Below are 25,364 nucleotides of genomic sequence, written 5' to 3'. Positions count from 1 at the left end.
TTGGCCTGCATCAGTGTCGAAGCGAACACCTTATCAATGGCCAGGATGCTGACGCGCCGCAACGACGCGGAGGGTTGGGTAAACATCATTGTCATTGTTCTTATAGGGTAGAGTGGTCAATCACCGGCTGGATCGTCTTATTTTTTGGCGATTGTGTCTACCCCGAAGAAATGCGCCGCCTTCTTCGCGGGCCTACCTGCGAAGAAGGCAGCAATGCTATCGCCTCAAGGCGCCGGATTCGGCTGCCCCTGGTGAATCGCCTCGATCGCCGCCAGTAGTTCGTCGCCGAGTTTCAGTTCGATGCTTGCCAGGTTGCTGCGCAACTGCTCGAGGCTGGTCGCCCCGATGATGTTGCTGGTCACGAACGGCTGGCGGGTGACGAACGCCAAGGCCATCTGTGCCGGATCCAGGCCATGTTCGCGGGCCAATTGCACGTAGCGGCTGCAGGCGGCCACGGTCTGCGGGTTGGAGTAGCGGGCGAAGCGGCTGAACAGGGTCAGGCGTGCGTTTTCAGGGCGCGCGCCGTTTTCGTACTTGCCCGACAGCATGCCGAAGGCCAGCGGCGAATAAGCCAGCAGGCCGCACTGCTCGCGGATCGCTACTTCCGCCAGGCCCACCTCGAAGCTGCGATTGAGCAGGTTGTACGGGTTCTGGATCGAAACTGCCCGTGGCCAGCCCCGGCTTTCGGCCAGGTGCAGGAACTTCATGGTGCCCCACGGCGTTTCGTTGGACAGGCCGATGTGGCGGATCTTGCCGGCGCGCACTTGCTCGTCGAGCACCTCCAGTGTTTCCTCCAGCGGCGTGAACAGGTCGTTGGGCAGGTGCTGGTAGCCCAGCTTGCCGAAGAAGTTGGTCGAACGTTCCGGCCAGTGCAGTTGGTAGAGGTCGATGCGGTCGGTCTGCAGGCGCTTGAGGCTTTCGTCCAGCGCAGCGACGATGTGCTGGCGGTTGTGCTTGAGCTGGCCGTCGCGGATATGGCTGATGCCGTTGCCGGGGCCGGCGACTTTGCTGGCGAGGATCCAGTCGTCACGGTCGCCATTGGCGGCGAACCAGTTGCCGATGATGCGTTCGGTGGCCGCGTAGGTCTCCGGGCGCGGCGGCACCGGGTACATTTCGGCGGTATCGATGAAGTTGATGCCGGCGGTCTTGGCCAGGGCGATCTGCTCGAAGGCCTCATCCTGGACGTTCTGCTCACCCCAGGTCATGGTGCCCAGGCACAGTGCGCTGACGTTGAGGTCGGTACGGCCGAGCTTGCGGTATTCCATCGGAAGGCTCTCTGCTGGACAAAGAAACCATCAAAGCAGGTTGAAAATCTTTGCGCAATCTGGATAATGCTGGGCCTCTCCGTGTGGCGGAAGTGATGCACCACCATGCAGGAAGAACCCCGTCGATCATGGGCGTGCCCGACCCGAGCCCCCAAAAGCGTCCGTGCTCGGCTGCGCGCTTGCCCTTGGCAAGTTGTGCACTATCCAGTAAGATTCGCCGTCTATTTTTCGCTGGGCGGCCTCTGAGGCTTTAGAGAATGAAAACTTTTACTGCTAAACCGGAAACAGTAAAGCGCGAGTGGTTCGTAATCGATGCCGCTGGTCAGACCCTGGGTCGTCTGGCTACCGAAATCGCTACCCGTCTGCGCGGCAAACACAAGCCTGAGTACACTCCTCACGTTGACACCGGCGACTACATCGTCGTCATCAACGCCGAGCAGGTTCGTGTAACTGGTGCCAAGTCTTCGGACAAGATGTACTACTCCCACTCCGGCTTCCCAGGTGGCATCAAGGAAATCAGCTTCGAGAAGCTGATCGACAAGGCCCCTGAGCGCGTCATCGAGACCGCGGTCAAAGGCATGCTGCCGAAGAACCCGCTGGGTCGCGACATGTACCGCAAGCTGAAAGTGTACGCGGGTGCTACCCACCCTCACACTGCTCAGCAGCCTCAAGAACTGAAGATCTAACGGGATAGTTCATTATGTCGGCGACTCAAAATTACGGCACTGGCCGTCGCAAGACCGCAACCGCTCGCGTTTTCCTGCGTCCGGGTACTGGTAACATCTCCATCAACAACCGTCCTCTGGACACTTTCTTCGGCCGCGAAACCGCTCGCATGGTTGTTCGCCAGCCGCTGGAACTGACCGAGACCGTTGAGAAGTTCGACATCTACGTCACCGTCGCCGGTGGTGGTGTCAGCGGTCAGGCCGGTGCTATCCGCCACGGTATCACCCGCGCCCTGATGGAATACGACGAAACCCTGCGTGGCGCTCTGCGTCGTGCTGGCTACGTCACCCGCGACGCTCGTGAAGTCGAGCGTAAGAAAGTGGGTCTGCGTAAAGCGCGTAAGCGTCCTCAGTACTCCAAGCGTTAATACCGCTTCGGCAGTCGAAAAAGCCCGGTTCCCTGGAACCGGGCTTTTTTTATGTCTTGAACTAACCTGTCAGCATGTCCGGGCCGAGTTGCCACATAGACGCAGATCAAGCAAAGCGAGGGTTGTAGCCCGAACCAGGGGTAATCACCTTGTCAGTGTGTGGATTTGTTTCTTACCATGGCGGCCAATTTTTAGTGCCACAGACATTACTAATAGACGCCTGATCCAGCGGGCGAGAAGAAAGCTGATGGGAGAGGACTGAATGAGCAATGACGGCGTCAACGCAGGCCGGCGCCGCTTCCTCGTAGCTGCCACATCCGTGGTGGGGGCTGCGGGGGCAGTGGGGGCTGCGGTACCGTTCGTGGGGTCATGGTTCCCCAGTGCCAAGGCGAAAGCCGCTGGCGCACCGGTGAAGGTCAACATCGCCAAGGTAGAGCCCGGGCAGCAGATGGTTGCCGAATGGCGCGGTCAACCGGTGTTCATCGTGCGGCGAACGCAAGAGATCCTCGGCAATCTGAAAAAAATCACCGCAGACTTGTCCGACCCCGAGTCCAAGGCTTCGGTGCAGCCGACCTACGTCGATCCCGAGGTCCGCTCGATCAAGCCGGAAATCCTCATTCTCGTTGGCTTGTGCACTCACCTGGGGTGCTCGCCGACTTTCCGTCCGGAAGTCGCCCCCGCCGACCTCGGTCCTAAGTGGGTTGGTGGCTATTTCTGCCCTTGCCATGGCTCGCACTACGATTTGGCAGGTCGCGTCTACAAGTCGCAGCCAGCCCCGCTCAATCTGCCAGTGCCGCCGCACTCGTACGAGTCGGACGACATCATCGTCATCGGCGTCGATCAGGAGAACGCATGATGAGCAAGTTCATGGACTGGATTGACGCTCGCTTCCCCGCCACGAAAATGTGGGAAGACCACCTGAGCAAGTATTACGCGCCCAAGAACTTCAACTTCCTGTACTTCTTTGGCTCCCTCGCGCTGCTGGTGCTGGTCAACCAGATTGTCACGGGAGTCTGGCTGACCATGAGTTTCACGCCCTCGGCAGAAGAGGCGTTTGCCTCGGTCGAGTACATCATGCGCGATGTCGAGTACGGCTGGATCCTGCGCTATCTGCACTCCACCGGCGCCTCGGCGTTCTTCATCGTGGTCTACCTGCACATGTTCCGCGGGTTGCTCTACGGCTCCTACCAGAAGCCCCGTGAACTGGTGTGGCTGTTCGGCATGCTGATCTACCTGGCGCTGATGGCTGAGGCCTTCATGGGTTACCTGCTGCCCTGGGGGCAGATGTCCTACTGGGGCGCCCAGGTGATCATCTCGCTGTTCGGTGCCATTCCGGTGATCGGCGATGACCTTACTCAATGGATCCGTGGTGACTACCTGATCTCCGGCATCACCCTGAACCGCTTCTTCGCCCTGCATGTGGTAGCGCTGCCGATCGTCATTCTCGGGCTTGTGGTACTGCATATCCTGGCCCTGCACGAGGTAGGTTCGAACAACCCGGACGGTGTCGACATCAAGAAGCACAAGGACGAAAACGGCGTACCGCTGGATGGCATCCCCTTCCACCCGTACTACACGGTGAAAGATATCGTCGGGGTCGTGGTATTCCTCTTCGTGTTCTGTGCTGTGGTGTTCTTCTTCCCGGAAATGGGTGGCTATTTCCTGGAAAAACCGAACTTCGAGCAGGCCAACGCCTTCAAGACGCCTGAGCACATTGCGCCGGTGTGGTACTTCACGCCCTTCTACGCGATCCTGCGGGCGGTGCCTGACAAGCTGTTCGGTGTCATCGCCATGGGCGCGGCGATCGCGGTGCTGTTCGTGTTGCCCTGGCTCGATCGCAGTCCGGTGCGCTCCATGCGCTACAAGGGCTGGTTGAGCAAGATCTTCCTGCTGGTGTTCTGCGTGGCCTTCATCATTCTCGGCGTGCTCGGTGTACTGGCGCCTACGCCCGGACGGACCCTGCTGTCCCAGGTCTGCACCGTGCTGTATTTCGCCTACTTCCTGCTGATGCCGTTCTACACAAGGCTCGAGAAGACAAAACCGGTTCCGGAAAGGGTGACTGGCTGATGAAAAAGTTTATTGCAGTAATGTTCCTGGCGTTGATGCCTGCCTTATCCTTTGCTGCCGAGCAGGGTGTGGAGCTGCAGAAGGTCGATATCGACCTGACCGACAAGGCCGCGTTGCAGGATGGGGCGCGAACCTTCGCCAACTATTGCATGGGTTGCCACAGCGCCAAGTTCCAGCGTTACGAGCGGGTTGCCGATGACCTCGGCATCCCCCACGAGCTGATGCTCGAAAAGCTGGTGTTCACGGGGGCCAAGATTGGCGATCACATGAAGATCGGCATGCAGCCCAGCGATGCCAAGACCTGGTTCGGTGCGGCGCCGCCCGATCTCACGTTGGTCGCCCGAGTGCGGGGTAACGATTGGCTGTACAGCTACCTGCACAGCTTCTACGAGGACAAATCGCGCCCTTATGGGGTGAACAACAAGGTCTTCCCGAACGTGGGCATGCCCAATGTGCTGGTCGGGCTGCAGGGCAACCAGGTGATTGGGTGCAAGCAGATCCAGACAGTGGTCGACGGCAAGAAGCAGTTCGACCCGCTGACTGGCAGTCCTTTGACCCATGAAGCCTGTGACCAGCTGACCATCGAGCCGAAATCCGGTACCCTGACGCCCGAGCAGTTCGACGAGAAGGTCAAGAACCTGGTGACCTTCCTGGCCTATTCGGCCAACCCGGTCAAACTGGAAAGTCAGCGCATCGGCACCTATGTCCTGCTGTACCTGGCTTTCTTCTTCGTGTTCGCCTACTTGCTCAAGCGCGAATACTGGAAGGACGTGCACTGATCACGCAGTAGTTTCTGGTAGTTGAACGCGCCCTGGGGCGCTCCTGCGCAATCGCGAGGAGCCTCCCAGGGCGCGTTTGCATTTGCAGTTTCACAAGCATCCCCATGCGAGGAGGAGCTACATGGGCGCGACCAACAGGTTAGCCTGCTATTCCGACCCCGCTGACCATTATTCTCATCGGGTACGCCTTGTTCTCGCCGAGAAGGGCGTCAGTGTGCAGATCATCGACGTCATCGCCGATCGTCTGCCGCCCAAACTGATCGAAGTGAACCCCTATGGCAGCGTGCCAACCCTGGTCGACCGCGACCTGGCGTTGTACGAATCGACCGTGGTGATGGAATACCTCGAGGAGCGTTATCCTCATCCGCCGCTGATGCCGGTATACCCGGTGGCGCGCGGCAACAGCCGCCTGCTGATGCACCGTATCCAGCGTGACTGGTGTGCACTGGCTGATGTCATTCTCGATCCGCGTGCCGCCGAGGCTGCGCGTGGCGAGGCGCGCAAGTCGCTGCGCGAGAGTCTGACTGGTGTCTCGGCGCTGTTCGGCGAGTTTCCCTGCTTCATGAGCGAGGAGCAAAGCCTGGTCGATTGTTGTCTACTGCCCATACTCTGGCGATTGCCGGTCCTGGGTATCGAACTGCCGCGGCAAGCCAAGCCGCTGCTGGATTATATGGAGCGACAGTTCGCCCGCGAGCCTTTCCAGGCGAGCCTGTCCGCTGCTGAACGTGAAATGCGCAAGCTTTAAGGAGCCGTTGATGAACTCCAGTCGCCCCTATCTGGTTAGAGCACTGTACGAGTGGATCGTCGACAACGATTGCACCCCCCATATGCTGGTCAATGCCGAGTATCCGGCGGTCCAGGTGCCCCAGGGATTTGCCAGCGATGGCCAGATCGTCTTGAACATCTCGCCCAGCGCTGTGCGTAACCTGCACATGGACAACGACGCGGTGAGCTTCGAGGGGCGCTTCAGTGGTGTGGCCCATTCGCTCTATGTGCCGGCAGGCGCGATCCTGGGGATCTATGCTCGAGAGAATGGCCAGGGCATGGTGTTCGAGCTGGAGCCGCCGTTGATGGATGGCGAAGAGCTCGATGACGAAGGCGTCGAGCCTGATGATGATGGCCCGCCGGAGGGTGGTGGCCAGCCGCCGCGACCCACTGGGCGGCCGAGCTTGAAAGTGGTCAAGTAATAAAAAAGGCGATCCATCCGGATCGCCTTTTTTATTCAAGTTCGGATTACAGGTCCTTGATCGTGCGGACCTGGTCCTTGTTGATGCGGGTCGGCTTGCCGTCCAGCTGCTTGAATTCGTAGAAGCCCGAATCTTTGTCGAACTTTGGCGTGTCGAGCGTCTGCAGCTCGCGGCCGTCGTTGAGGGTGATCGTGCTCGGGGTGGAGCAGCCGGCCAAGGTGGCGAAGGCGGTGATGGCGAGAAGGGACAGCAGGGACTTCTTCATGGGCTTTCCTGGGTTGTTTGCGGCAATACCTGGTGCGATGGGCCACAGCGCTCATTCATCGCGCGCCGTGGCCCTGGATATCAATCGATGTACTCGAACAGCTTGACGATCTTCTGTACGCCAGACACACCTTGAACCACGTTGGTGGCGGCGTTGGCTTCCTGCTGGGTGACCAGGCCGAGCAAGTAGACGATGCCGTTCTCGGTGATCACCTTGATGCGCGAGCTGGGCACGTTGGCGTCACCGATCATCTGGGTCTTGATCTTGGTGGTCAGCCAGGTGTCGTTGTTGCGTGCCAGGATCGACGAGGGCTGCATCACCTGCAGTTCGTTATGCACCTTCTTGACCCGTTGTACCTGGCCGGCGGTCTGCTCGGCGAGGCTCTTCAGGTCGGCGCGCGGGGTCTGGCCGGCGAGCAGGACGATGCCGTTGTAGCTGCTGACGACGATGTGCGAGCCCTTGTCCAGGTCTGGGCTTGCCTTGGCCACATTGACCGAAACCTTGGTTTCGATCAGCGAATCGTCGATCTTGCTACCAATGGTGCGTGTGCCGCGGTCATCCTCGATCGGCGAGTTGCGGGTCGAGGTCAATACCGAGCTGCAGCCGGAAATACCGAGGCACAGGGTCAGGGCCATGAGGCCGAGGCGCTTGGGGATCATTCTTCACTCCCGAACAGTTGGCTGTCGATCAGATCGCACAGGCAATGGATCGCCAGCAGGTGGACTTCCTGGATGCGCGCAGTGACCGTGGAGGGGACGCGGATCTCCACATCCTCGGGCAGCAGCAGCGAAGCCATACCGCCGCCGTCACGTCCGGTCAATGCTACGACAATCATTTCACGATCATGTGCGGCCTGGATCGCCTGAATCACATTGGCCGAGTTGCCGCTGGTGGAGATCGCCAGCAGTACATCGCCTGGTTGGCCCAGGGCGCGGATCTGCTTGGAGAAGACTTCGTTGTAGCTGTAATCGTTGGCGATCGAGGTGATGGTCGAGCTGTCGGTGGTCAGGGCGATGGCCGGCAGGCTCGGACGCTCGCGCTCGAAGCGGTTGAGCAGTTCCGAGGAAAAATGCTGGGCGTCACCCGCCGAGCCGCCGTTGCCGCAGGCGAGCATCTTGCCCTCGTTGAGCAGCGCGTTGACCATGACCAGGCTGGCCTGCTCGATGTGCGGTGCCAGGATGTCCATTGCCTGTTGCTTGGTATCGATGCTGGCCTGGAACAGCCGGCGAATTCGGGATTGCATGTCCATCTGGTGTGACCTTAAGTGCGGCGGAGGCCTGCGCGACGCGCGACAGGGGCCAGCCCGCGAAACATAGAGCAAAGAAATCGGAATGGGTTCAGCATTCGAAGGCGTTTTTCAGCCATTGAAGCGGCCGACCTGCATGGTGGCTGCCCTGCAGGGCGACTACGTCGAAGCGGCAGGGGTGATCGGCCCAGCGGGGCTCCTTCAGCAGGAACATGTTGGCGGCAAGCGCCAGGCGTTTCTGCTTGCGCCCGTCGATACTTCCGACGGCGCCGCCGAAGTCCACGTGCAAGCGGTAGCGGACTTCGACGAATACTACTGTATCGGCGTCGAGCATGACCAGATCAAGCTCGCCTCCCTTGCATCGCCAATTGCGCGTCAGCAGCTGCAGGCCTTGCCCTCGAAGATAATCGAGGGCCTGGTTTTCTGCCGCGAGCCCGGCGCTGGTAGGCGAGGCGTCGGGCATCAGCGAGCCGTGTCCGGCAGGCGCTTGACCTGGCCGCCGGAGAACTCGGCCCAGGGCAGTTGGCGCTCGATACGCTGGTTGGCGTTGATGCTCAGGCTGCCGGACAGGCCCTCGACCCGATTGTCAGGCAGCGCCTTGAGCTGGCCGAGGCGTGGCGCCAGGCTATAGGCATCGACCCCCATGGCGTACAGGCGACCCAGGCTGCCGGCAGCCTGCGGCCACTGCTGGACCACCTGCTGGCGCAAGCTGTTGGTGTTGTCCAGCAGCCATGGGGTTTCGCAGAAGCGAATGCCGTTCATGTCGTTGTACTGGTTCACGTCTCCACTGGCGCTGTAGAGGTTCGAGGTCGCATAGACCGGCACGTCACCCGCGTACTGGAAGTTGAGGGTCGGCTTGATCTGTTGGGCCTGCTGCGGGGTGGCAGCGAGGAAGATGAAGTCGATGTCCTGGCGACGCGACGGTTGTGCGGCGACATTGCCACCCACGGCACTCTGCAGGCTCTTGGCGCGACCTTCGCTCTGGCGCAGCTGGAACAGATCGGCGATCTGTTGAGCCAGGGCCACGGGCTGGGCGATGCGCTCGGCAGCGAGCAGGGTGCCGCCGTTGCCTTCCCAGTCCTGGCGGAAAGCTGCGAGCACGCGGTCGCCCCATTCGCCGCTCGGCACCAGGGCCACGGCGCGGACCAGGCCGTCTGCGCGGGCACGGCGAGAGACTTCGCGGGCTTCGTCCTCGGCGGCGAGGCCGAACTGGAACAGTTGTGGTGGCGATTTCTGCCCGGCCTCGGCGTAGTTCAGCGCCAGGGTGGTGATGGGCAGTTGCGGGTAGTCGGCGAGTTTCTTCACCAGTGGTTTTTCGAGCGGACCGATCACCAGCTGTACGCCGGCCGCCTGGGCCTGGCGATAGAAGTCATCCAGCGAGGTGAGGCGCGAGCTGTCGAAAACCTGAACCGCCGGCGCTGGCTGGCCGGATTGCTGGGCCTGGAAGTGGGCTGCCATGAAGCCGTCGCGCAGTGCACGGGCTACACCGGCCAGCGGGCCTTCCTGTGGCAGCAGCAGGGCGATCTTGGTCAGTGGCTGGCTGGCCAGTTGCTTGAGTTTGACCAGTGCGTCAGGCAACTGCTTGGCGGCCGGATGATCGGCATGTTGCTGGCGCCAGGTGTCGATGGCGGCCTGTTGCTGTTCCAGGGTGCCGGCGGTCTTGACCGCCAGGGCCAGGCTGGTCCAGCCGGCGAGGGTCGGATTGCTGGTCGGTTGCTGCAATTGGTCGGCGGGCAGCGAGGCTACCAGCGACCAGATAGCATCGTTGTTCTTGGCTGCGGCCGGGCCGCTGAGCAGTGGGGCGAGCAAGACGCGCTGCTGGGCAGCAGGGAGTGCCTGGCCGTCGGCTTCGAGGGCTGCAGCATGCACGCTATAGGTGCGTACCTGCAGCTCTTCGGGCAGCTCGCCGACGCGTTGCAGGCTTGGGTGCGACAGGGCGTCGAGGGCGGCTTTGGGCTGGTTGCGGCTCATCGCCAGTTCGGCGGCGAGGGTGCTGGCGAACACCTGTTGGGCGGGTTTGAGCGTGTCCAGTGGAACCTGCTCGAGGATGCGTGCGGCGCGTGGGAAGTCCTTCTGCCGGTAGGCCATGTCGGCGGCGCTCAGGCGCAGCAGCGCGGCGTCTTCGGCGGACTTGCTGGAAGCCGCCTTCTCGAGCAGTTGCTCGATGCTGGCGTCGGGGGTGCGTGGCAGTTCGCCCAGGCTGGATGAGGGCGAGCTGGCGCAGGCTGCCAGCAGGGCAGCGAGACAGAGGGCTGTGAGCAGCCGCAGGCAAGCGATCATGTAAGGGTCCTGTTACTCGATCAAGTTGGCCGGCAATTGTACCCAAGCGCTGGCCGGGGCGCGATCTTGCTGACGCTGATCCTTCACTATAGGTCGCATGTCAGGGGATGACGGCCAAGTTCTTTGCGCCTTGTTGCGGGCGCTCGGGCTACAATGGCGCCTTTGATCGGCAAGACAGGTGTGTGCAGTGACTGATGTTGCAGGGGTTCCAAAATCCATAGCGGGTACGCTTTACGTCGTTGCGACGCCCATCGGCAACCTCGACGACATGAGCGCCCGGGCACTCAAGGTGCTGGCCGGCGTGGCGCTGATCGCGGCCGAGGATACCCGCCATTCTGTGCGCCTGCTGCAGCACTTCGGCATCGAGACGCCGCTGGCGGCCTGCCATGAGCACAACGAGCGCGACGAAGGCAGTCGCTTCATCACGCGCTTGCTGGCGGGTGACGATGTGGCGCTGGTGTCCGACGCCGGCACACCGCTGATTTCCGATCCGGGCTATCACCTGGTGCGCCAGGCGCGGGCTGCCGGGGTGAGGGTGGTGCCGGTGCCAGGGGCGTGTGCGCTGATCGCTGCGCTGTCGGCAGCGGGGCTGCCCTCTGATCGCTTCATCTTCGAAGGCTTCCTGCCGGCAAAGGCTGTCGGGCGCCGTGCGCGACTGGAGCAGGTCAAGGAGGAGCCCCGGACCTTGATCTTCTATGAGGCGCCGCATCGCATCCTCGAATGCCTGGAGGACATGGAGGCGGTATTCGGGGGAGAGCGCCCGGCCGTTCTGGCGCGAGAGCTGACCAAGACGTTCGAGACGCTCAAGGGGTTGGCGTTGGCCGAGTTGCGCGCCTTTGTCGCAGCGGATACCAATCAGCAGCGTGGGGAATGCGTGGTGCTGGTCGCGGGCTGGAGTGCGCCGCAAGACGATCAGGCGATCAGCAGCGACGCCATGCGTGTACTGGACCTGCTGCTGGCGGAATTGCCGCTCAAGCGGGCGGCGGCATTGGCGGCGGAAATCACCGGGGTGCGCAAGAATCTTCTTTATCAAGCGGCGCTGGATAAACAGAAAAGCCATTGATGGCGTAATGATATTGTTTGCGGTATTGCTTGTTCTTGCTCGCGCCTGCCGTTACCCTTACCGGCGGAGAGTCGATCGGACAGTCGCTGCCTGCATTTGTTCCGCAAAAGCAGGGGGAGGAAAGTCCGGGCTCCGCAGGGCAGAGTGCCAGGTAACGCCTGGGAGGCGCGAGCCTACGGAAAGTGCCACAGAAAACAACCGCCTAAGCACTTCGGTGCCGGTAAGGGTGAAAAGGTGCGGTAAGAGCGCACCGCACGACTGGCAACAGTTCGTGGCTAGGTAAACCCCACTCGGAGCAAGACCAAATAGGGTTCCTTATGGCGTGGCCCGCGTCGGAACCGGGTAGGTTGCTAGAGGCGTCCAGTGATGGCCGTCGTAGAGGAATGACTGTCCTCGACAAAACCCGGCTTACAGATCGACTCTCCACCTCTTCTTTTCCTGCTTGAATCGATAGCAGATCCCTTCTGGTAATGCCGAAAAGTTCTTACTCTTGATAATTCACTTTAACTTCACACTCTATCCGTTTGAGTGCGCTTGATTTTTCCCGCCAGTTTTTTCTCCCGGTAGTCCTTCCGCCTTCCTTTGTTGCGCTAAATCTCGGTCCTGTAAGGGTTTTCCTTATGAACGCGCCTTGACGGTGTGGCGGACGGATTCCTATAGTGTGCGCAAGTGGCAGAAAGTGGGATGAAGTGGGTTTTCTGGCACAAAAAAGTTAACATTGTGGGGAATCGCAGCCGTGTTCCGCGGAGCCAACGCCGTCAGCCTCGATGCAAAGGGCCGTCTCGCCATGCCGAGCCGGTACCGTGACGAGCTCGATTCGCGTTGCAATGGTCAACTTATCGTGACCATCGACGCTGTTGACCCCTGCTTGTGTGTTTATCCCCTCGATGAGTGGGAGCAGATAGAAGCCAAGTTGCGTGCCTTGCCGTCGCTGCGTGAGGAAAACCGTCGCCTGCAGCGTTTGCTGATCGGTAACGCGGTGGACCTGGAGCTCGATGGCAGTGGTCGTTTCCTGGTGCCGCCCCGTTTGCGTGAGTACGCCAAGCTCGACAAGAAGGCGATGCTGGTGGGGCAACTGAACAAATTCCAGCTGTGGGATGAGGATGCCTGGAACGCGGTTTCGGCAGCCGACCTCGCAGCTATTCAACAACCGGGCGCCATGCCCGATGAACTGCGTGACCTGATCCTGTGACGATAGATAGCGGCTTCAACCACATCACCGTATTGCTCGACGAAGCTGTCGAGGCATTGGCCCTGCGCGCCGACGGTTGCTATCTGGACGGGACCTTCGGTCGCGGAGGGCACAGTCGTCTCATTCTCAGCAAGCTCGGGCCGCAAGGGCGGCTGTTGGGCTTCGACAAGGATCCACAGGCGATTGCCACGGGGCAAGCGCTGGCGGCCGAAGACGGCCGCTTTGTCATTGTGCAGCGCAGCTTCGCCGAGCTCGGTGATGAAGTGCGCGCGCGCGCGCTGGACGGCAAGGTCAGCGGTATCCTGCTCGACCTGGGTGTCTCCTCGCCGCAGTTGGACGATCCCGAGCGCGGCTTCAGTTTCCTCAACGATGGCCCGCTGGACATGCGCATGAATCCGGGCCAGGGCATCAGCGCGGCCGAGTTCATCGCGACCGCCCCCGTCGAAGAAATAGCCCGCGTGTTCAAGGAGTACGGCGAGGAGCGTTTTGCCGGCCGCATGGCGCGTGCGGTGGTCGAGCGTCGCGAGAAGCAGCCGTTCACCCGTACTGCCGACCTGGCCGAAGTGCTCAAGGTCGCCAACCCTGCTTGGGAAAAGGGTAAGAACCCGGCAACTCGCGCCTTCCAGGGGCTGCGCATTCACGTCAATAACGAGCTGGGTGACCTGGAAGCCGGCCTCGACGCCGCGCTCGAGGCGCTGGAAGTCGGCGGCCGCCTGGCGGTGATCAGCTTCCACTCGCTGGAAGACCGTATCGTCAAACTGTTCATGCGCAAGCTGGTCAAGGGCGAGGCGGATAACCTGCCACGCAACCTGCCGGTGCAGCACAAGGTCTTCGAACCTCGTATCAAGCTGATCGGTAAGGCGCAGTTTGCCTCCGATGCCGAACTCAAGGCCAACCCGCGTGCGCGCAGCGCCGTCATGCGCGTGGCGGAGAAGCTGCGGTGAGTCGCCTGTTCGCCAAGCCATTGCCAGGCGGAAGCTTCCTGATGCTTCTGCTGTTCGTTGGCGTGCTGGTGTCGGCCATCGCTGTCTCCTACAGCGCGCACTGGAACCGCCAGTTGCTCAACACGCTCTACAACGAGCTGAGCGAACGCGACAAGGCCCAGGCTGAGTGGGGGCGCCTGATTCTCGAGCAGAGCACCTGGACTGCCCACAGCCGCATCGAAAGCCTGGCCGCCGGCCAGTTGAAGATGCGCGTGCCCAACGCTGACGAAGTGCGGATGGTGACGCCATGATGAAGCTCGAGGGTGCACTCTACCCCTGGCGCTTCCGGGTCGTCGTTGGCCTGCTGGCGTTGATGGTCGGCGCCATCAGCTGGCGGATCATCGACCTGCAGGTGGTCGATCGCGACTTCCTCAAGGGCCAGGGTGATGCTCGCAGCCTGCGCCATATTCCGATTCCTGCACACCGCGGCCTGATCACCGACCGTAATGGTGAGCCTCTGGCTGTCAGTACGCCGGTCACCACGCTGTGGGCAAACCCCAAGGAGATGCAGGCGTCCAAGGATCGCTGGCCGCAACTGGCCGCCGTGCTGGGGCAGAACCCGCAGCAATTGATCGAGCGCCTCACCCAGCAGGCCAACAAGGAGTTCATCTACCTGGTTCGTGGCCTCACGCCCGAGCAGGGCCAGCAGGTGCTCGACCTTAAAGTGCCCGGTGTCTACGGCCTCGAAGAGTTCCGCCGCTTCTATCCGGCGGGTGATGTCACCGCGCACATGGTGGGTTTCACCGACCTAGATGACCATGGCCGTGAAGGTGTCGAGCTCGCCTATGACGAGTGGCTGGCCGGGGTGCCTGGCAAGCGACAAGTGATCAAGGACCGGCGCGGTCGCCTGATCAAGGATATTCAAGTCACCAAGAACGCCAAGGCCGGTAAGACCTTGGCGTTGTCGATAGATCTGCGCCTCCAGTACCTGGCGACTCGCGAGCTGCGCAACGCCATCGCCGAACAGGACGCCAAGGCCGGCAGCCTGGTGATCATGGACGTCAAGACCGGCGAGGTCCTGGCGATGGTCAACCAGCCAACGTACAACCCCAACAACCGCCGCAGCATGTTCCCGGCAGCCATGCGTAACCGGGCCATCATCGATGTCTTCGAGCCCGGCTCGACGGTCAAGCCGATCTCCATGAGTGCGGCCCTGCAGAGCGGGCGCTGGAAACCGACCGACAAGGTCGAGGTGTATCCGGGCAGCCTGCAGATCGGTCGCTACACCATCAAGGACGTTTCCAGGAGCGAGGGCCCGATCCTCGACCTGACCGGCATCCTGATCAACTCCAGTAACGTCGGCATGAGCAAGATCGCCTTCGATATCGGCGGCGAAGCCATCTATCGGGTGATGTCGCAGGTCGGCCTGGGGCAGTACACCGGCCTGGGCTTCCCGGGCGAGCGTGTTGGCAACCTGCCCAATCATCGCGAATGGCGCAAGGCCGAGACGGCCACGCTTTCGTACGGCTACGGCGTATCGGTCACCGCCCTGCAGTTGGTTCACGCCTACGCCGCGCTGGCCAACGACGGCAAGATGGTGCCGCTGTCGATTCTCAAGGTCGACAAGGCGCCGGAAGCCGTGCAAGCCATTCCGCAAGAAACCGCAAAGACCGTGCAGGGCATGTTGCAGCAGGTGATCGAGGCGCCGCGTGGGGTGTTCCGCGCCCAGGTGCCGTTCTACCACGTCGCTGGCAAGTCGGGTACGGCGCGCAAGGCCACGGTCGGCTCCAAGGGCTACACCGAAAACGCCTACCGCTCGCTGTTCGCAGGCTTCGGCCCGATGAGCGACCCGCGCTACGCCATCGTCGTGGTCATCGACGAGCCGGGCAAGGGCGGCTACTTCGGTGGCCTGGTATCGGCGCCGGTGTTCAGCAAGGTCATGTCCGGCACCCTGCGGCTGATGAACGTGCCGCCGGATAACCTGCCGCCCGCGAACGCGCAGCAGGCCAGTGCAGTACCCGCCAAGGGAGGGCGTGGTTGATGACGATGCCATTGAGCAAGCTTTTCGCCCACGCCAGCCGCGATCCGTTGATTCGCGAGCTGACACTCGACAGTCGCCAGGTGCGGCCGGGTGATCTGTTCCTGGCGGTGCCAGGTGCCAAGGTCGATGGTCGTGATCACATCGCCGATGCGCTTGCCCGTGGTGCTGCGGCCATCGCCTATGAAGAGCAGGGCGCCACGGTGTTGCCGCTGACCGACGTGCCGCTGATTCCGGTCAAGGGCCTGATCGCGCAACTGTCGGCCATCGCCGGCCGCTTCTATGGCGAGCCGAGCCGCCAACTCAATCTGGTCGGTGTGACGGGCACCAACGGCAAGACCAGCGTGACGCAACTGCTCGCCCAGGCCCTTGATCAGTTGGGCCAGCGCTGCGGTCTGATCGGCACCTTGGGCACCGGTTTCTACGGAGACTTGCAGAGCGGCCGCCTGACCACGCCGGATCCGATTGCCGTGCAAGCCACGCTCAACGACCTGAAGAAGGGTGGCGCTGAGGCCGTGGCGATGGAAGTGTCTTCCCATGCCCTGGAGCAGGGGCGCGTGGCAGCACTGGCCTTCGATATCGCGGTGATGACCAACCTGTCGCGCGATCACCTGGACTACCACGGCAGCATGCAGGCCTACGAGGCCGCCAAGGCCAAGCTGTTCGCCTGGCCGAGCCTGCGTTGGCAGGTGGTCAACCTGGACGACGCCTTTGGTCGTCGTCTGGCCGAGGACTTTGCTCGCCGCCCGAGTGCCGATCATATCGAAACCCGGCTGCTCAGCTATAGCCTGGAAAACCCGGACGCCTCGCTGTTCTGCCGCGAAGCCCATTTCGACGACGATGGCGTGCGCGCCCTCCTGGTCACCGCTCAAGGCGAACGCACACTGCGCAGCCAACTGCTCGGGCGTTTCAACCTGAGCAATATGCTCGCTGCCGTGGCCACGCTGCTGGCGCTGGATTACTCGCTGGACGAAATCCTGAAAGTCATCCCGCAGTTGCAAGGACCTGTCGGTCGCATGCAGCGCCTGGGCGGGGGAGCCAAACCGCTGGTGGTGGTCGATTACGCGCACACCCCCGATGCGCTGGAAAAGGTGCTCGAAGCCCTGCGTCCGCACGCCCACGGCAAGCTGCTGTGCCTGTTCGGTTGCGGCGGGGATCGCGATCGCGGCAAGCGTCCGCTGATGGCCGAAGTGGCCGAGCGTCTGGCTGACCGCGTGCTGGTCACCGACGACAACCCGCGTACCGAGGATCCGCTGCGGATCTTCGATGACATTCGCCCAGGTTTCGCCAAGCCTGCCGACGCCGAGTTCGTCGCCGGTCGTGGCGAAGCCATCGCACACCTGATCGCCACCGCTGCCGCCGACGATGTGATCGTGCTGGCCGGCAAGGGGCACGAGGATTACCAGGAGATCAATGGCGAGCGCCTTGTTTTCTCCGATCTGGTCGAAGCCGAGAAGGCGCTTTCAGCCTGGGAGGCTCCACATGCTTAAGCCCATGACACTCAGCCAGCTGACCGCAGCACTGAGTGCTCGTCTGGTCGGGGCCGACGCCACCTTCACCGGTGTCAGCATCGACAGCCGCAGCGTGGCTGCGGGGCAACTGTTCATTGCACTGACCGGCCCGCGTTTCGATGGCCACGACTACCTTGCCGATGTGAAGGCCAAGGGCGCCGTGGCCGCGTTGGTCGAGCGCGAAATCGCCGATGTCGACTTGCCGCAGTTGCTGGTCGCCGATTGCCGCGTGGCGCTTGGCCTAGTGGGCGCGCTCAATCGCGCCGCCTTCGACAAACCGGTGGTCGCCATCACCGGCTCCAGCGGCAAGACCACGGTCAAGGAGATGCTGGCCTCCATTCTGCGCACCCGCGGCCTGGTACATGCCACCCGTGGCAACCTGAACAACGACCTCGGCGCGCCACTGACGTTGCTGGAGATCGCGCCCGATCACAGTGCGGCGGTGATCGAGCTGGGTGCTTCGCGCATCGGCGAGATTCGCTACACCGTTGGCCTGACCCGGCCACAAGTCGTCATCCTCAACAACGCTGGCACCGCCCACGTGGGTGAATTCGGCGGGCTGGAGAAGATCGTCGAGGCCAAGGGCGAGATTCTCGAAGGTTTGGGTGAGGGCGGTATCGCCGTGCTCAACCTGGACGACAAGGCCTTTGACATCTGGCACAAGCGCGCCGGCGCGCGCCAGGTGCTGAGCTTTGCCCTGAGCAACGAGAAGGCCGACTTCTACGCCAGCGACATCGGTCGCGACGCGCGCGGCTGCCCCTCGTTCACCCTGCACGGCCCAAGCGGCAGTGCGCCGGTGCAGTTGAACCTGCTTGGCACGCATAACGTCGCCAACGCGCTGGCCGCTGCGGCTGGCGCCCATGCCGTAGGTGTGAGCCTGCCGGGCATCGCCGCCGGCCTTGCCGCAGTGCAGCCGGTCAAGGGCCGTTCCGTGGCACAGATCGCGCCCAGCGGTGCGCGGGTGATCGACGACACCTACAACGCAAATCCCACCTCGATGTGTGCCGCCATTGATATACTCGCCGGCTTTTCCGGACGCACCGTCCTGGTGCTCGGGGATATCGGCGAACTGGGGCAATGGGCCGAGGAAGGCCACCGTCAGGTGGGCGACTACGCACGCGGCAAGGTCGATGCCTTGTACGCGACTGGCACCAACATGGTTAATGCGGTCCAGGCGTTCGGCGCCAATGGCCGCCATTTCGCTACTCAAGCTGAGCTGATCGACGCCGTTCGTGCCGAGAGCGTCAGCGACACCACTATCTTGATCAAGGGCTCGCGCAGCGCTGCGATGGAAAACGTCGTGGCTGCATTGTGTGGTGCCAGCGGGGAGAAACATTAATGCTGCTGCTGTTGGCTGAGTATCTGCAACAGTTCTACAAGGGCTTCGCGGTCTTCCAGTACCTGTCCCTGCGCGGGATCCTGGGTGTGTTGACGGCGTTGTCCCTGGCACTGTGGCTGGGGCCCTGGATGATTCGTACCCTGCAGATTCGCCAGATCGGCCAGGCTGTGCGTAACGATGGCCCACAATCGCACCTGTCCAAGTCCGGCACCCCGACCATGGGCGGTGCGCTGATCCTGTCTGCCATCGCCATCAGCACCCTGCTCTGGGCCGACCTGACCAATCGCTATGTATGGGTGGTGTTGATCGTCACCCTGCTGTTCGGCGCCATCGGCTGGGTCGACGACTACCGCAAGGTGATCGAGAAGAACTCGCGTGGCCTGCCGAGCCGCTGGAAGTACTTCTGGCAGTCGGTGTTCGGCCTCGGGGCTGCGGTCTTCCTCTACATGACCGCCCCGACCAGCGTTGAAACCACGCTGATCGTGCCGTTCCTCAAGGACTTCACCATTCCCCTGGGCGTTGGCTTCGTGGTGCTGACCTACTTCGTCATCGTCGGTTCGAGCAACGCGGTCAACCTGACCGACGGCCTCGATGGTCTGGCGATCATGCCGACGGTGATGGTCGGCGGTGCGCTGGGCATCTTCTGCTACCTGTCGGGCAACGTGAAGTTCGCCGAGTACCTGCTGATCCCTTATGTGCCGGGCTCGGGTGAGCTGATCGTGTTCTGCGGTGCGCTGATCGGTGCAGGCCTGGGCTTCCTCTGGTTCAACACCTACCCGGCACAGGTCTTCATGGGTGACGTCGGTGCCCTGGCGCTGGGTGCGGCGCTGGGCACCATCGCCGTGATCGTCCGCCAGGAAATCGTGCTGTTCATCATGGGCGGCATCTTCGTGGTGGAAACCCTGTCGGTGGTGATCCAGGTCGCATCGTTCAAGTTGACCGGCAAGCGTGTGTTCCGCATGGCGCCGATCCATCACCATTTCGAACTCAAGGGTTGGCCCGAGCCGCGGGTGATCGTCCGATTCTGGATCATCACCGTGATTCTGGTGCTGATCGGCCTTGCCACCCTGAAGCTGAGGTAAACGAGCGTGTCACTGATCGCTTCCGACCAATTCCGCATCGTTGTCGGCCTCGGCAAGAGCGGCATGTCCCTGGTTCGCTTCCTGGCGAACCGGGGCATTGCCTTTGCGGTCGCCGATACCCGCGAGCAACCGCCGGAACTGGAAACCCTGCGCCGTGAATACCCGCAGGTGGAAGTGCGCTGTGGTGAACTGGATGTGGACTTCCTGTGCCGCGCCAACGAGCTCTACGTAAGCCCGGGCCTGGCATTGGCTACCCCGGCGTTGCAGCAGGCCGCCGCGCGCGGCGTGAAACTCTCCGGTGACATCGAGCTGTTCGCACGCCATGCCAAGGCACCCATCGTTGCCATCAGCGGCTCCAACGCCAAGAGCACGGTGACCACCCTGGTCGGCGAAATGGCTGCCAAGGCCGGCAAGCGTGTCGCTGTCGGCGGCAACCTCGGCACCCCGGCGCTTGACCTGCTCGACGATGCGGTCGAGTTGTACGTCATGGAGCTGTCGAGCTTCCAGCTCGAGACTACCGATCAGCTCAACGCCGAAGTGGCCACCGTGCTGAACATCAGCGAAGACCACATGGACCGCTACAGTGGCCTGCCGGCTTATCACCTGGCCAAGCACCGCATCTTCCGCGGTGCGCGACAGGTGGTAGTCAACCGTCAGGACGCCCTCAGCCGGCCCCTGCCTGTCGAAGGTCGTCCATGCTGGACATTCGGCCTCAACGCCCCGGACTTCAAGGCCTTTGGCCTGCGTGAAGTGGAGGGCGAGAAGTATCTGGCCTTCGAATTCCAGACCCTGATGCCGGTGCGCGAGCTGAAGATCCGCGGTGCGCACAACCAGAGCAATGCCCTGGCAGCCCTGGCTCTGGGCCATGCCGCCGGTCTGCCGTTCGAACCGATGCTCGAGGCTCTGCGCGAGTTCAAGGGCCTTGTCCATCGCTGCCAGTGGATCCGCGAGCGCAATGGCGTGAACTGGTACGACGACTCCAAAGCTACCAACGTCGGTGCTGCCCTGGCGGCCATCGAAGGCCTGGGTGCCGACATCGAAGGCAAGCTGGTACTGATCGCCGGTGGCGACGGCAAGGGCGCTGATTTTGCCGCCTTGCGTCAGCCAGTCGCCGCCTATTGCCGCGCTGTGGTGTTGCTGGGGCGTGACGCCGAGCGCCTGGCCGAGACGTTCGGCGACAGCGTGCCGCTGGTCCGGGTCAAGACCCTGGACCAAGCCGTGCAGCGCTGCGCCGAGCTCGCCCAGCCAGGTGACGCGGTGCTGCTGTCGCCGGCCTGCGCCAGCCTCGACATGTTCAAGAACTTCGAAGAACGCGGGCGCCTGTTCGCCCAGGCAGCGGAGGGGCTGGCATGATCTTCGGCATCATCAAGCCGTATCCGTCGCCGCTGATCAGCGGTCGTGGCATCGACATCGACTTCGCCTTCCTTGCCGGCTGCCTGGCCTTGCTGGGGTTGGGCCTGGTGATGATCACCTCGGCGTCCTCGGAAGTGGCCGCCGTGCAGTCCGGCAATCCGCTCTATCACATGATCCGTCACCTGGTGTACGTCGCGATCGGCCTTGTTGCCTGCGGTGTGACCATGATGGTGCCGATCGCCACCTGGCAGCGCATGGGCTTCATGATGCTGATCGGCGCCTTCGGCTTGCTGGTGCTGGTACTGGTGCCGGGGATCGGTCGGGAAGTGAACGGTTCGATGCGCTGGATCGGCTTCAGCTTCTTCAACGTCCAGCCTTCGGAGATCGCCAAGGTCTTCGTGGTCATCTATCTGGCGGGTTACCTGGTACGCCGCCAGACCGAGGTGCGCGAGAGCTGGATGGGCTTCTTCAAGCCGTTCATCGTCCTGCTGCCCATGGCAGGCCTGCTGCTGATGGAGCCGGACTTCGGCGCCACCGTGGTGATGATGGGCGCTGCGGCGGCCATGCTGTTCCTGGGAGGGGTGGGGCTGTTCCGCTTCTCGCTGATGGTGGTGCTGGCGGTGGTCGCGGTGTTCATCCTGGTCCAGGCGCAACCCTACCGGATGGCGCGTCTGATCACCTTCACCGACCCCTGGTCCGATCAGTTCGGTTCGGGCTACCAGCTGACCCAGGCGCTGATCGCCTTCGGTCGTGGCGAGTGGCTGGGCGTTGGCCTGGGCAACAGCGTACAGAAACAGTTCTACCTGCCCGAGGCGCACACCGACTTCGTGTTCTCGGTGCTGGCCGAAGAGCTTGGCGTAGTCGGCTCGCTGTGCACCGTGGCGCTGTTCGTGTTCGTCACCATCCGCGCCTTGTACATCGGCCTGTGGGCCGAGAAGGCCAAGCAGTTCTTCGCCGCCTACATGGCCTTCGGCCTGGCCTTCCTGTGGATCGGCCAGTTCCTGATCAACATCGGTGTGAACGTGGGCCTGCTGCCGACCAAGGGGCTGACGCTGCCATTCCTCAGCTACGGGGGCAGCTCGCTGGTGATCTGCTGCGCCTGCGTGGGGCTTTTGCTGCGTATCGAGTGGGAGAGTCGAACGCACCTGGGCAGCGAGGAGCACGAGTTCAAGGAGAGCGATTTTGCCGAGGAGACCAGTCATGGCCGCTGATGGCAAGAACGTACTGATCATGGCCGGTGGCACCGGGGGGCATGTATTCCCGGCCCTGGCCTGCGCCCGCGAATTCCAGGCGCGCGGCTACAGCGTGCACTGGCTCGGTACGCCACGGGGTATCGAGAACGAACTGGTGCCCCAGGCTGGCTTGCCGCTGCACCTGATCCAGGTCAGCGGGCTGCGGGGCAAGGGCAAGCTGTCGCTGCTCAAGGCGCCGTTCACCCTGGTCAAGGCCGTGCTGCAGGCGCGGCGCATCATTCGTGAGCTCAAGCCGGTGTGCGTGCTGGGCTTTGGCGGCTATGTCACAGGCCCAGGCGGTGTTGCCGCGCGGCTGTGCGGTGTGCCGCTGGTGATTCACGAACAGAACGCCCGTGCAGGTACCGCCAATCGCCTGCTTGTGCCACTGGCCGCGCGAGTCTGCGAAGCTTTCCCCGACACTTTCGCTGCCAGCGAGAAGCGTCGGACCACCGGTAACCCGGTGCGCCCCGAACTGTTCCTGGAAACGCCTCGTGCGGCACTTGCCGGGCGTCGTGCGCGTCTTCTGGTACTCGGTGGCAGCCTCGGTGCGGAACCATTGAACAAATTGCTGCCTAAGGCCCTGTCCGAAGTGACTGCAGACCTGCGGCCAGAGGTGTTCCACCAGGCTGGCAAGCAACATGCGTCGATCACCGCCGAGCGTTATCGCGAGGCCGGTATCGAGGCTCAGGTAGAGCCTTTCATCAAAGACATGGCCCACGCTTATGGCTGGGCCGACATGGTGGTGTGCCGGGCCGGCGCCCTGACCGTCAGCGAACTCGCGGCGGCGGGCCTGCCCTCGATGCTGGTGCCCTTGCCCCACGCGATCGACGATCACCAGACTCACAACGCCCAATATCTGGCTCGCGAAGGTGCCGCCTTCCTGATGCCACAAGCGACAACTGGCGCAGCGCAGCTCGCTGAACGCCTGAACGAGGTGCTGATGCAACCCGAGAAACTCAACACCATGGCCGGCACTGCGCGCCGCCTGGCCAAGCCTGCTGCAACCAGCACCGTGGTCGATATCTGCCTGGAGGTGGCCCATGGTTGAAAGCCAGAAAGCCATGCCGCAGCCCAAGATGGGCCGCATTCGCCGCATTCACTTCGTCGGTATCGGCGGCGTGGGCATGTGCGGTATCGCCGAAGTGCTGCTGAACCTGGGCTACGAAGTGTCCGGTTCCGACCTCAAGGCCTCGCCGGTCACCCAGCGCCTGGAGTCGTTCGGCGCCGAAATTTTCGTGGGTCACCGTGCCGAGAACGCTGCCACCGCCGATGTACTGGTGGTTTCCAGCGCAATCAATCCGGCCAACCCTGAAGTTGCCACCGCGCTCGAACGCCGTATCCCGGTGGTGCCGCGTGCCGAGATGCTGGCCGAGCTGATGCGCTACCGCCACGGCATTGCTGTCGCCGGTACCCACGGCAAGACCACCACCACCAGCCTGCTGGCCTCGGTGTTCGCTGCCGGTGGCCTGGATCCGACCTTCGTCATCGGTGGCCGTCTGACTGCGGCTGGCACCAACGCCCAGCTCGGTACCAGCCGCTACCTGATCGCCGAAGCCGATGAAAGCGATGCGAGCTTCCTGCACCTGCAGCCGATGGTCGCTGTCGTCACCAACATCGACGCCGATCATATGGCGACTTACGAGGGTGACTTCAACAAACTGAAGAAGACCTTCGTCGAGTTCCTGCACAACCTGCCGTTCTACGGCCTGGCCGTGATGTGCCTGGACGACCCGGTCGTGCGCGAGATTCTGCCTCAGGTCAAGCGTCCGACCGTCACCTACGGCTTCAGCGAAGAGGCCGACATCCGCGCCATCAATGTGCGCCAGCAGGGCATGCAGACGCATTTCACCGTGCTGCGTCGCGACTGCGAGCCGCTGGAGGTGTCGGTGAACATGCCGGGCAACCACAATGTGCTCAACGCCCTGGCCACCATCGCCATTGCCACCGACGAGGGCATCAGTGACGACGCCATCATCCAGGGCCTGTCGGGCTTCCAGGGTGTGGGGCGACGCTTCCAGGTGTACGGCGAGCTGCCAGTCGAGGGCGGTAGCGTGATGCTGGTCGACGACTATGGCCATCACCCCACCGAAGTGGCGGCGGTGATCAAGGCCGTGCGCGGCGGTTGGCCGAGCCGGCGCCTGGTGATCGTCTACCAGCCGCACCGCTACAGCCGCACCCGCGATCTGTACGACGACTTCGTGCAGGTGCTGGGTGATGCCAACGTGCTGCTGCTGATGGAAGTCTACCCGGCCGGCGAGGAGCCGATTCCCGGCGCCGACAGCCGCCAGCTGTGCCACAGCATCCGCCAGCGCGGCAAGCTGGACCCGATCTACATCGAACGTGGTGCCGAGCTCGCGCCACTGGTCAAGCCACTGCTGCGCGCTGGCGACATCCTGATCTGCCAGGGTGCCGGCGATGTGGGTGGCCTGGCCCCGCAACTGATGAAAAGCCCGCTGTTCGCTGGCGCTGTCGCCAAGCAGGAGAAACCGCTGTGAGTACCGCCTACGACAAACTGCACTCCACGCTCGACGTCAAGGCCTTCGGCCGCGTCGCCGTGCTGTATGGCGGCAAGAGCGCCGAGCGCGAGGTTTCGCTCAAGTCGGGCGCCGCGGTGATCGAGGCGCTGACCTCGGCCGGCGTGGATGTGGTTGCCATCGATGTGGGTGACGATCTGCTCGCCCGCTTGCAAAGCGAGAAGATCGACCGCGCCTTCATCATTCTTCACGGCCGTGGTGGTGAAGACGGCAGCATGCAAGGCCTGCTCGAGTGCCTGGGCATTCCCTACACCGGCAGCGGCATCCTCGCCTCGGCGCTGGCCATGGACAAACTGCGCACCAAGCAGGTGTGGCAGAGCCTGGGCATTCCGACCCCGCGTCACGCCGTGCTGGCCAGCGAAAGCGACTGTGTCGAGGCCGGCAAGGAACTGGGCTTCCCGCTGATCGTCAAACCGGCCCATGAAGGTTCCAGCATCGGCATGGCCAAGGTGAACAGCGTCGAAGAGCTGGTTGCCGCCTGGAAGGACGCCGCCAAGTACGACTCCCAGGTATTGGTCGAGCAATGGATCCACGGTCCGGAGTTCACCATTGCGGTGCTGCGCGGGCAGGTGCTGCCACCGATCGCACTGGGTACGCCGCATGTGTTCTACGACTACGACGCCAAGTACATCGCCAACGACACCCAGTACCGCATTCCATGCGGCCTGGACGCTGGCAAGGAACAGGAACTGATGGACCTGACTGCCCGCGCTTGCGATGCCATCGGCATCGAGGGCTGGGGCCGTCTGGATGTAATGCAGGACGAGCAGGGCCGGTTCTGGCTGCTCGAAGTCAACACCGCACCCGGCATGACCGATCATAGCCTGGTGCCCATGGCGGCCCGCGCGGCCGGTCTGGACTTCCAGCAGCTGGTGCTGGCGATCCTGGCCGAAAGCGTAGCGACGCGAGGTTAAG

26 protein-coding genes and 1 other RNA gene are annotated in these 25,364 nt (G+C 62.7%); 21 read left to right on the top strand and 6 right to left on the bottom strand.

The genetic code is table 11. The features are described 5' to 3' along the window. Positions 1-224: 224 nt before the first annotated feature. On the bottom strand, positions 225-1,265 hold the full coding sequence (locus ACMGGG_RS18950) for an NADP(H)-dependent aldo-keto reductase (RefSeq protein ID WP_112899090.1): 1,041 nt from the start codon (positions 1,263-1,265) through the stop codon (positions 225-227). A gap of 257 nt (positions 1,266-1,522) precedes the next feature. Here ACMGGG_RS18950 and rplM point away from each other — a divergent pair, with 257 nt between their 5' ends. From rplM to ACMGGG_RS18915, 7 genes are all read left to right on the top strand, one after another. Then, positions 1,523-1,951: a 50S ribosomal protein L13 gene (rplM, locus tag ACMGGG_RS18945; protein ID WP_054893988.1), complete on the top strand. Its 429-nt coding sequence runs from the start codon at positions 1,523-1,525 to the stop codon at positions 1,949-1,951. A 14-nt stretch (positions 1,952-1,965) separates the two neighbouring features. Next, complete coding sequence (rpsI, locus tag ACMGGG_RS18940) at positions 1,966-2,358, top strand: 30S ribosomal protein S9 (protein WP_054893989.1); 393 nt, start codon at positions 1,966-1,968, stop codon at positions 2,356-2,358. A gap of 262 nt (positions 2,359-2,620) precedes the next feature. Further along, positions 2,621-3,214, top strand: a complete 594-nt coding sequence (gene petA, locus ACMGGG_RS18935) for a ubiquinol-cytochrome c reductase iron-sulfur subunit (RefSeq protein WP_054893990.1) — start codon at positions 2,621-2,623, stop codon at positions 3,212-3,214. Further along, entirely contained in the window at positions 3,214-4,425 is a 1,212-nt protein-coding gene (locus tag ACMGGG_RS18930) for a cytochrome b (RefSeq protein ID WP_054893991.1), read from the top strand. Before petA ends, ACMGGG_RS18930 begins: the two co-directional genes overlap by 1 nt. Then, positions 4,425-5,204, top strand: a complete 780-nt coding sequence (locus ACMGGG_RS18925; protein ID WP_054893992.1) for a cytochrome c1 — start codon at positions 4,425-4,427, stop codon at positions 5,202-5,204. Before ACMGGG_RS18930 ends, ACMGGG_RS18925 begins: the two co-directional genes overlap by 1 nt. 121 nt (positions 5,205-5,325) lie before the next feature. Continuing rightward, complete coding sequence (locus ACMGGG_RS18920; protein WP_063546019.1) at positions 5,326-5,949, top strand: glutathione S-transferase N-terminal domain-containing protein; 624 nt, start codon at positions 5,326-5,328, stop codon at positions 5,947-5,949. A 10-nt stretch (positions 5,950-5,959) separates the two neighbouring features. Continuing rightward, the gene (locus ACMGGG_RS18915; protein ID WP_065864173.1) at positions 5,960-6,391 is read left to right on the top strand and encodes a ClpXP protease specificity-enhancing factor; all 432 of its coding nucleotides are present in this window, start codon (positions 5,960-5,962) and stop codon (positions 6,389-6,391) included. 46 nt (positions 6,392-6,437) lie between these two features. Here the strand turns inward: ACMGGG_RS18915 and ACMGGG_RS18910 are convergent, their stop codons facing one another. From ACMGGG_RS18910 to ACMGGG_RS18890, 5 genes are all read right to left on the bottom strand, one after another. Continuing rightward, positions 6,438-6,656, bottom strand: coding sequence for a YgdI/YgdR family lipoprotein (locus ACMGGG_RS18910; RefSeq protein WP_063546018.1), 219 nt, complete (start codon positions 6,654-6,656; stop codon positions 6,438-6,440). Positions 6,657-6,736: 80 nt separating this feature from the next. Next, positions 6,737-7,315 (bottom strand): BON domain-containing protein, encoded by a 579-nt coding sequence (locus tag ACMGGG_RS18905; RefSeq protein ID WP_063546017.1) that lies wholly within the window; start codon positions 7,313-7,315, stop codon positions 6,737-6,739. Beyond that, positions 7,312-7,905 (bottom strand): phosphoheptose isomerase, encoded by a 594-nt coding sequence (locus ACMGGG_RS18900; protein WP_054893997.1) that lies wholly within the window; start codon positions 7,903-7,905, stop codon positions 7,312-7,314. The genes ACMGGG_RS18905 and ACMGGG_RS18900 overlap by 4 nt, the downstream gene beginning before the upstream one ends. A gap of 88 nt (positions 7,906-7,993) precedes the next feature. After that, entirely contained in the window at positions 7,994-8,365 is a 372-nt protein-coding gene (locus ACMGGG_RS18895) for a YraN family protein (RefSeq protein ID WP_054893998.1), read from the bottom strand. Then, positions 8,365-10,182 carry a penicillin-binding protein activator gene (locus ACMGGG_RS18890; RefSeq protein WP_414154209.1) on the bottom strand — a complete coding sequence of 606 codons (1,818 nt, stop codon included), beginning with the start codon at positions 10,180-10,182 and terminating at the stop codon, positions 8,365-8,367. Before ACMGGG_RS18890 ends, ACMGGG_RS18895 begins: the two co-directional genes overlap by 1 nt. Positions 10,183-10,369: 187 nt before the next feature. Between ACMGGG_RS18890 and rsmI the strand changes: the two genes are divergently transcribed. The 14 genes from rsmI (at position 10,370) to ACMGGG_RS18820 (ending at position 25,363) form a co-directional block, all read left to right on the top strand. Beyond that, complete coding sequence (rsmI, locus tag ACMGGG_RS18885; protein ID WP_414154208.1) at positions 10,370-11,245, top strand: 16S rRNA (cytidine(1402)-2'-O)-methyltransferase; 876 nt, start codon at positions 10,370-10,372, stop codon at positions 11,243-11,245. Between the two features lie 67 nt (positions 11,246-11,312). Beyond that, positions 11,313-11,672: RNase P RNA component class A (gene rnpB, locus ACMGGG_RS18880), an RNA gene on the top strand. A gap of 309 nt (positions 11,673-11,981) precedes the next feature. After that, entirely contained in the window at positions 11,982-12,437 is a 456-nt protein-coding gene (gene mraZ, locus ACMGGG_RS18875) for a division/cell wall cluster transcriptional repressor MraZ (RefSeq protein ID WP_004575120.1), read from the top strand. Next, on the top strand, positions 12,434-13,381 hold the full coding sequence (gene rsmH / locus ACMGGG_RS18870; protein ID WP_054894000.1) for a 16S rRNA (cytosine(1402)-N(4))-methyltransferase RsmH: 948 nt from the start codon (positions 12,434-12,436) through the stop codon (positions 13,379-13,381). The genes mraZ and rsmH overlap by 4 nt, the downstream gene beginning before the upstream one ends. Next, entirely contained in the window at positions 13,378-13,671 is a 294-nt protein-coding gene (gene ftsL / locus ACMGGG_RS18865) for a cell division protein FtsL (protein WP_063546012.1), read from the top strand. Before rsmH ends, ftsL begins: the two co-directional genes overlap by 4 nt. Then, entirely contained in the window at positions 13,671-15,401 is a 1,731-nt protein-coding gene (locus ACMGGG_RS18860) for a peptidoglycan D,D-transpeptidase FtsI family protein (protein ID WP_162714455.1), read from the top strand. The genes ftsL and ACMGGG_RS18860 overlap by 1 nt, the downstream gene beginning before the upstream one ends. Further along, entirely contained in the window at positions 15,401-16,888 is a 1,488-nt protein-coding gene (locus tag ACMGGG_RS18855) for a UDP-N-acetylmuramoyl-L-alanyl-D-glutamate--2,6-diaminopimelate ligase (RefSeq protein ID WP_414154207.1), read from the top strand. Before ACMGGG_RS18860 ends, ACMGGG_RS18855 begins: the two co-directional genes overlap by 1 nt. Further along, positions 16,881-18,248, top strand: coding sequence for a UDP-N-acetylmuramoyl-tripeptide--D-alanyl-D-alanine ligase (locus ACMGGG_RS18850; protein WP_414154206.1), 1,368 nt, complete (start codon positions 16,881-16,883; stop codon positions 18,246-18,248). The genes ACMGGG_RS18855 and ACMGGG_RS18850 overlap by 8 nt, the downstream gene beginning before the upstream one ends. Beyond that, positions 18,248-19,330: a phospho-N-acetylmuramoyl-pentapeptide-transferase gene (mraY, locus tag ACMGGG_RS18845; protein ID WP_054894005.1), complete on the top strand. Its 1,083-nt coding sequence runs from the start codon at positions 18,248-18,250 to the stop codon at positions 19,328-19,330. Before ACMGGG_RS18850 ends, mraY begins: the two co-directional genes overlap by 1 nt. 6 nt (positions 19,331-19,336) lie before the next feature. Continuing rightward, the gene (murD, locus tag ACMGGG_RS18840; protein WP_063546009.1) at positions 19,337-20,683 is read left to right on the top strand and encodes a UDP-N-acetylmuramoyl-L-alanine--D-glutamate ligase; all 1,347 of its coding nucleotides are present in this window, start codon (positions 19,337-19,339) and stop codon (positions 20,681-20,683) included. Beyond that, positions 20,680-21,894 (top strand): putative lipid II flippase FtsW, encoded by a 1,215-nt coding sequence (gene ftsW, locus ACMGGG_RS18835; protein WP_054894007.1) that lies wholly within the window; start codon positions 20,680-20,682, stop codon positions 21,892-21,894. Before murD ends, ftsW begins: the two co-directional genes overlap by 4 nt. Continuing rightward, positions 21,884-22,963: an undecaprenyldiphospho-muramoylpentapeptide beta-N-acetylglucosaminyltransferase gene (gene murG, locus ACMGGG_RS18830; RefSeq protein WP_054894008.1), complete on the top strand. Its 1,080-nt coding sequence runs from the start codon at positions 21,884-21,886 to the stop codon at positions 22,961-22,963. The genes ftsW and murG overlap by 11 nt, the downstream gene beginning before the upstream one ends. Beyond that, a complete protein-coding gene (murC, locus tag ACMGGG_RS18825; RefSeq protein WP_054894009.1) occupies positions 22,956-24,410 on the top strand; it encodes a UDP-N-acetylmuramate--L-alanine ligase in 1,455 nt (484 codons plus the stop codon). Before murG ends, murC begins: the two co-directional genes overlap by 8 nt. Continuing rightward, positions 24,407-25,363 carry a D-alanine--D-alanine ligase gene (locus tag ACMGGG_RS18820; protein WP_054894010.1) on the top strand — a complete coding sequence of 319 codons (957 nt, stop codon included), beginning with the start codon at positions 24,407-24,409 and terminating at the stop codon, positions 25,361-25,363. The genes murC and ACMGGG_RS18820 overlap by 4 nt, the downstream gene beginning before the upstream one ends. Position 25,364: the final 1 nt, after the last annotated feature.

The sequence above is a fragment of the Pseudomonas sp. BNK-44-b genome (assembly GCF_047456245.1).
GTDB classification, from domain to species: Bacteria; Pseudomonadota; Gammaproteobacteria; order Pseudomonadales; family Pseudomonadaceae; genus Aquipseudomonas; species Aquipseudomonas machongensis.
Note: the sequence above shows the minus strand (reverse complement) of the source record. Positions and strands in the feature narration are given on the sequence as shown.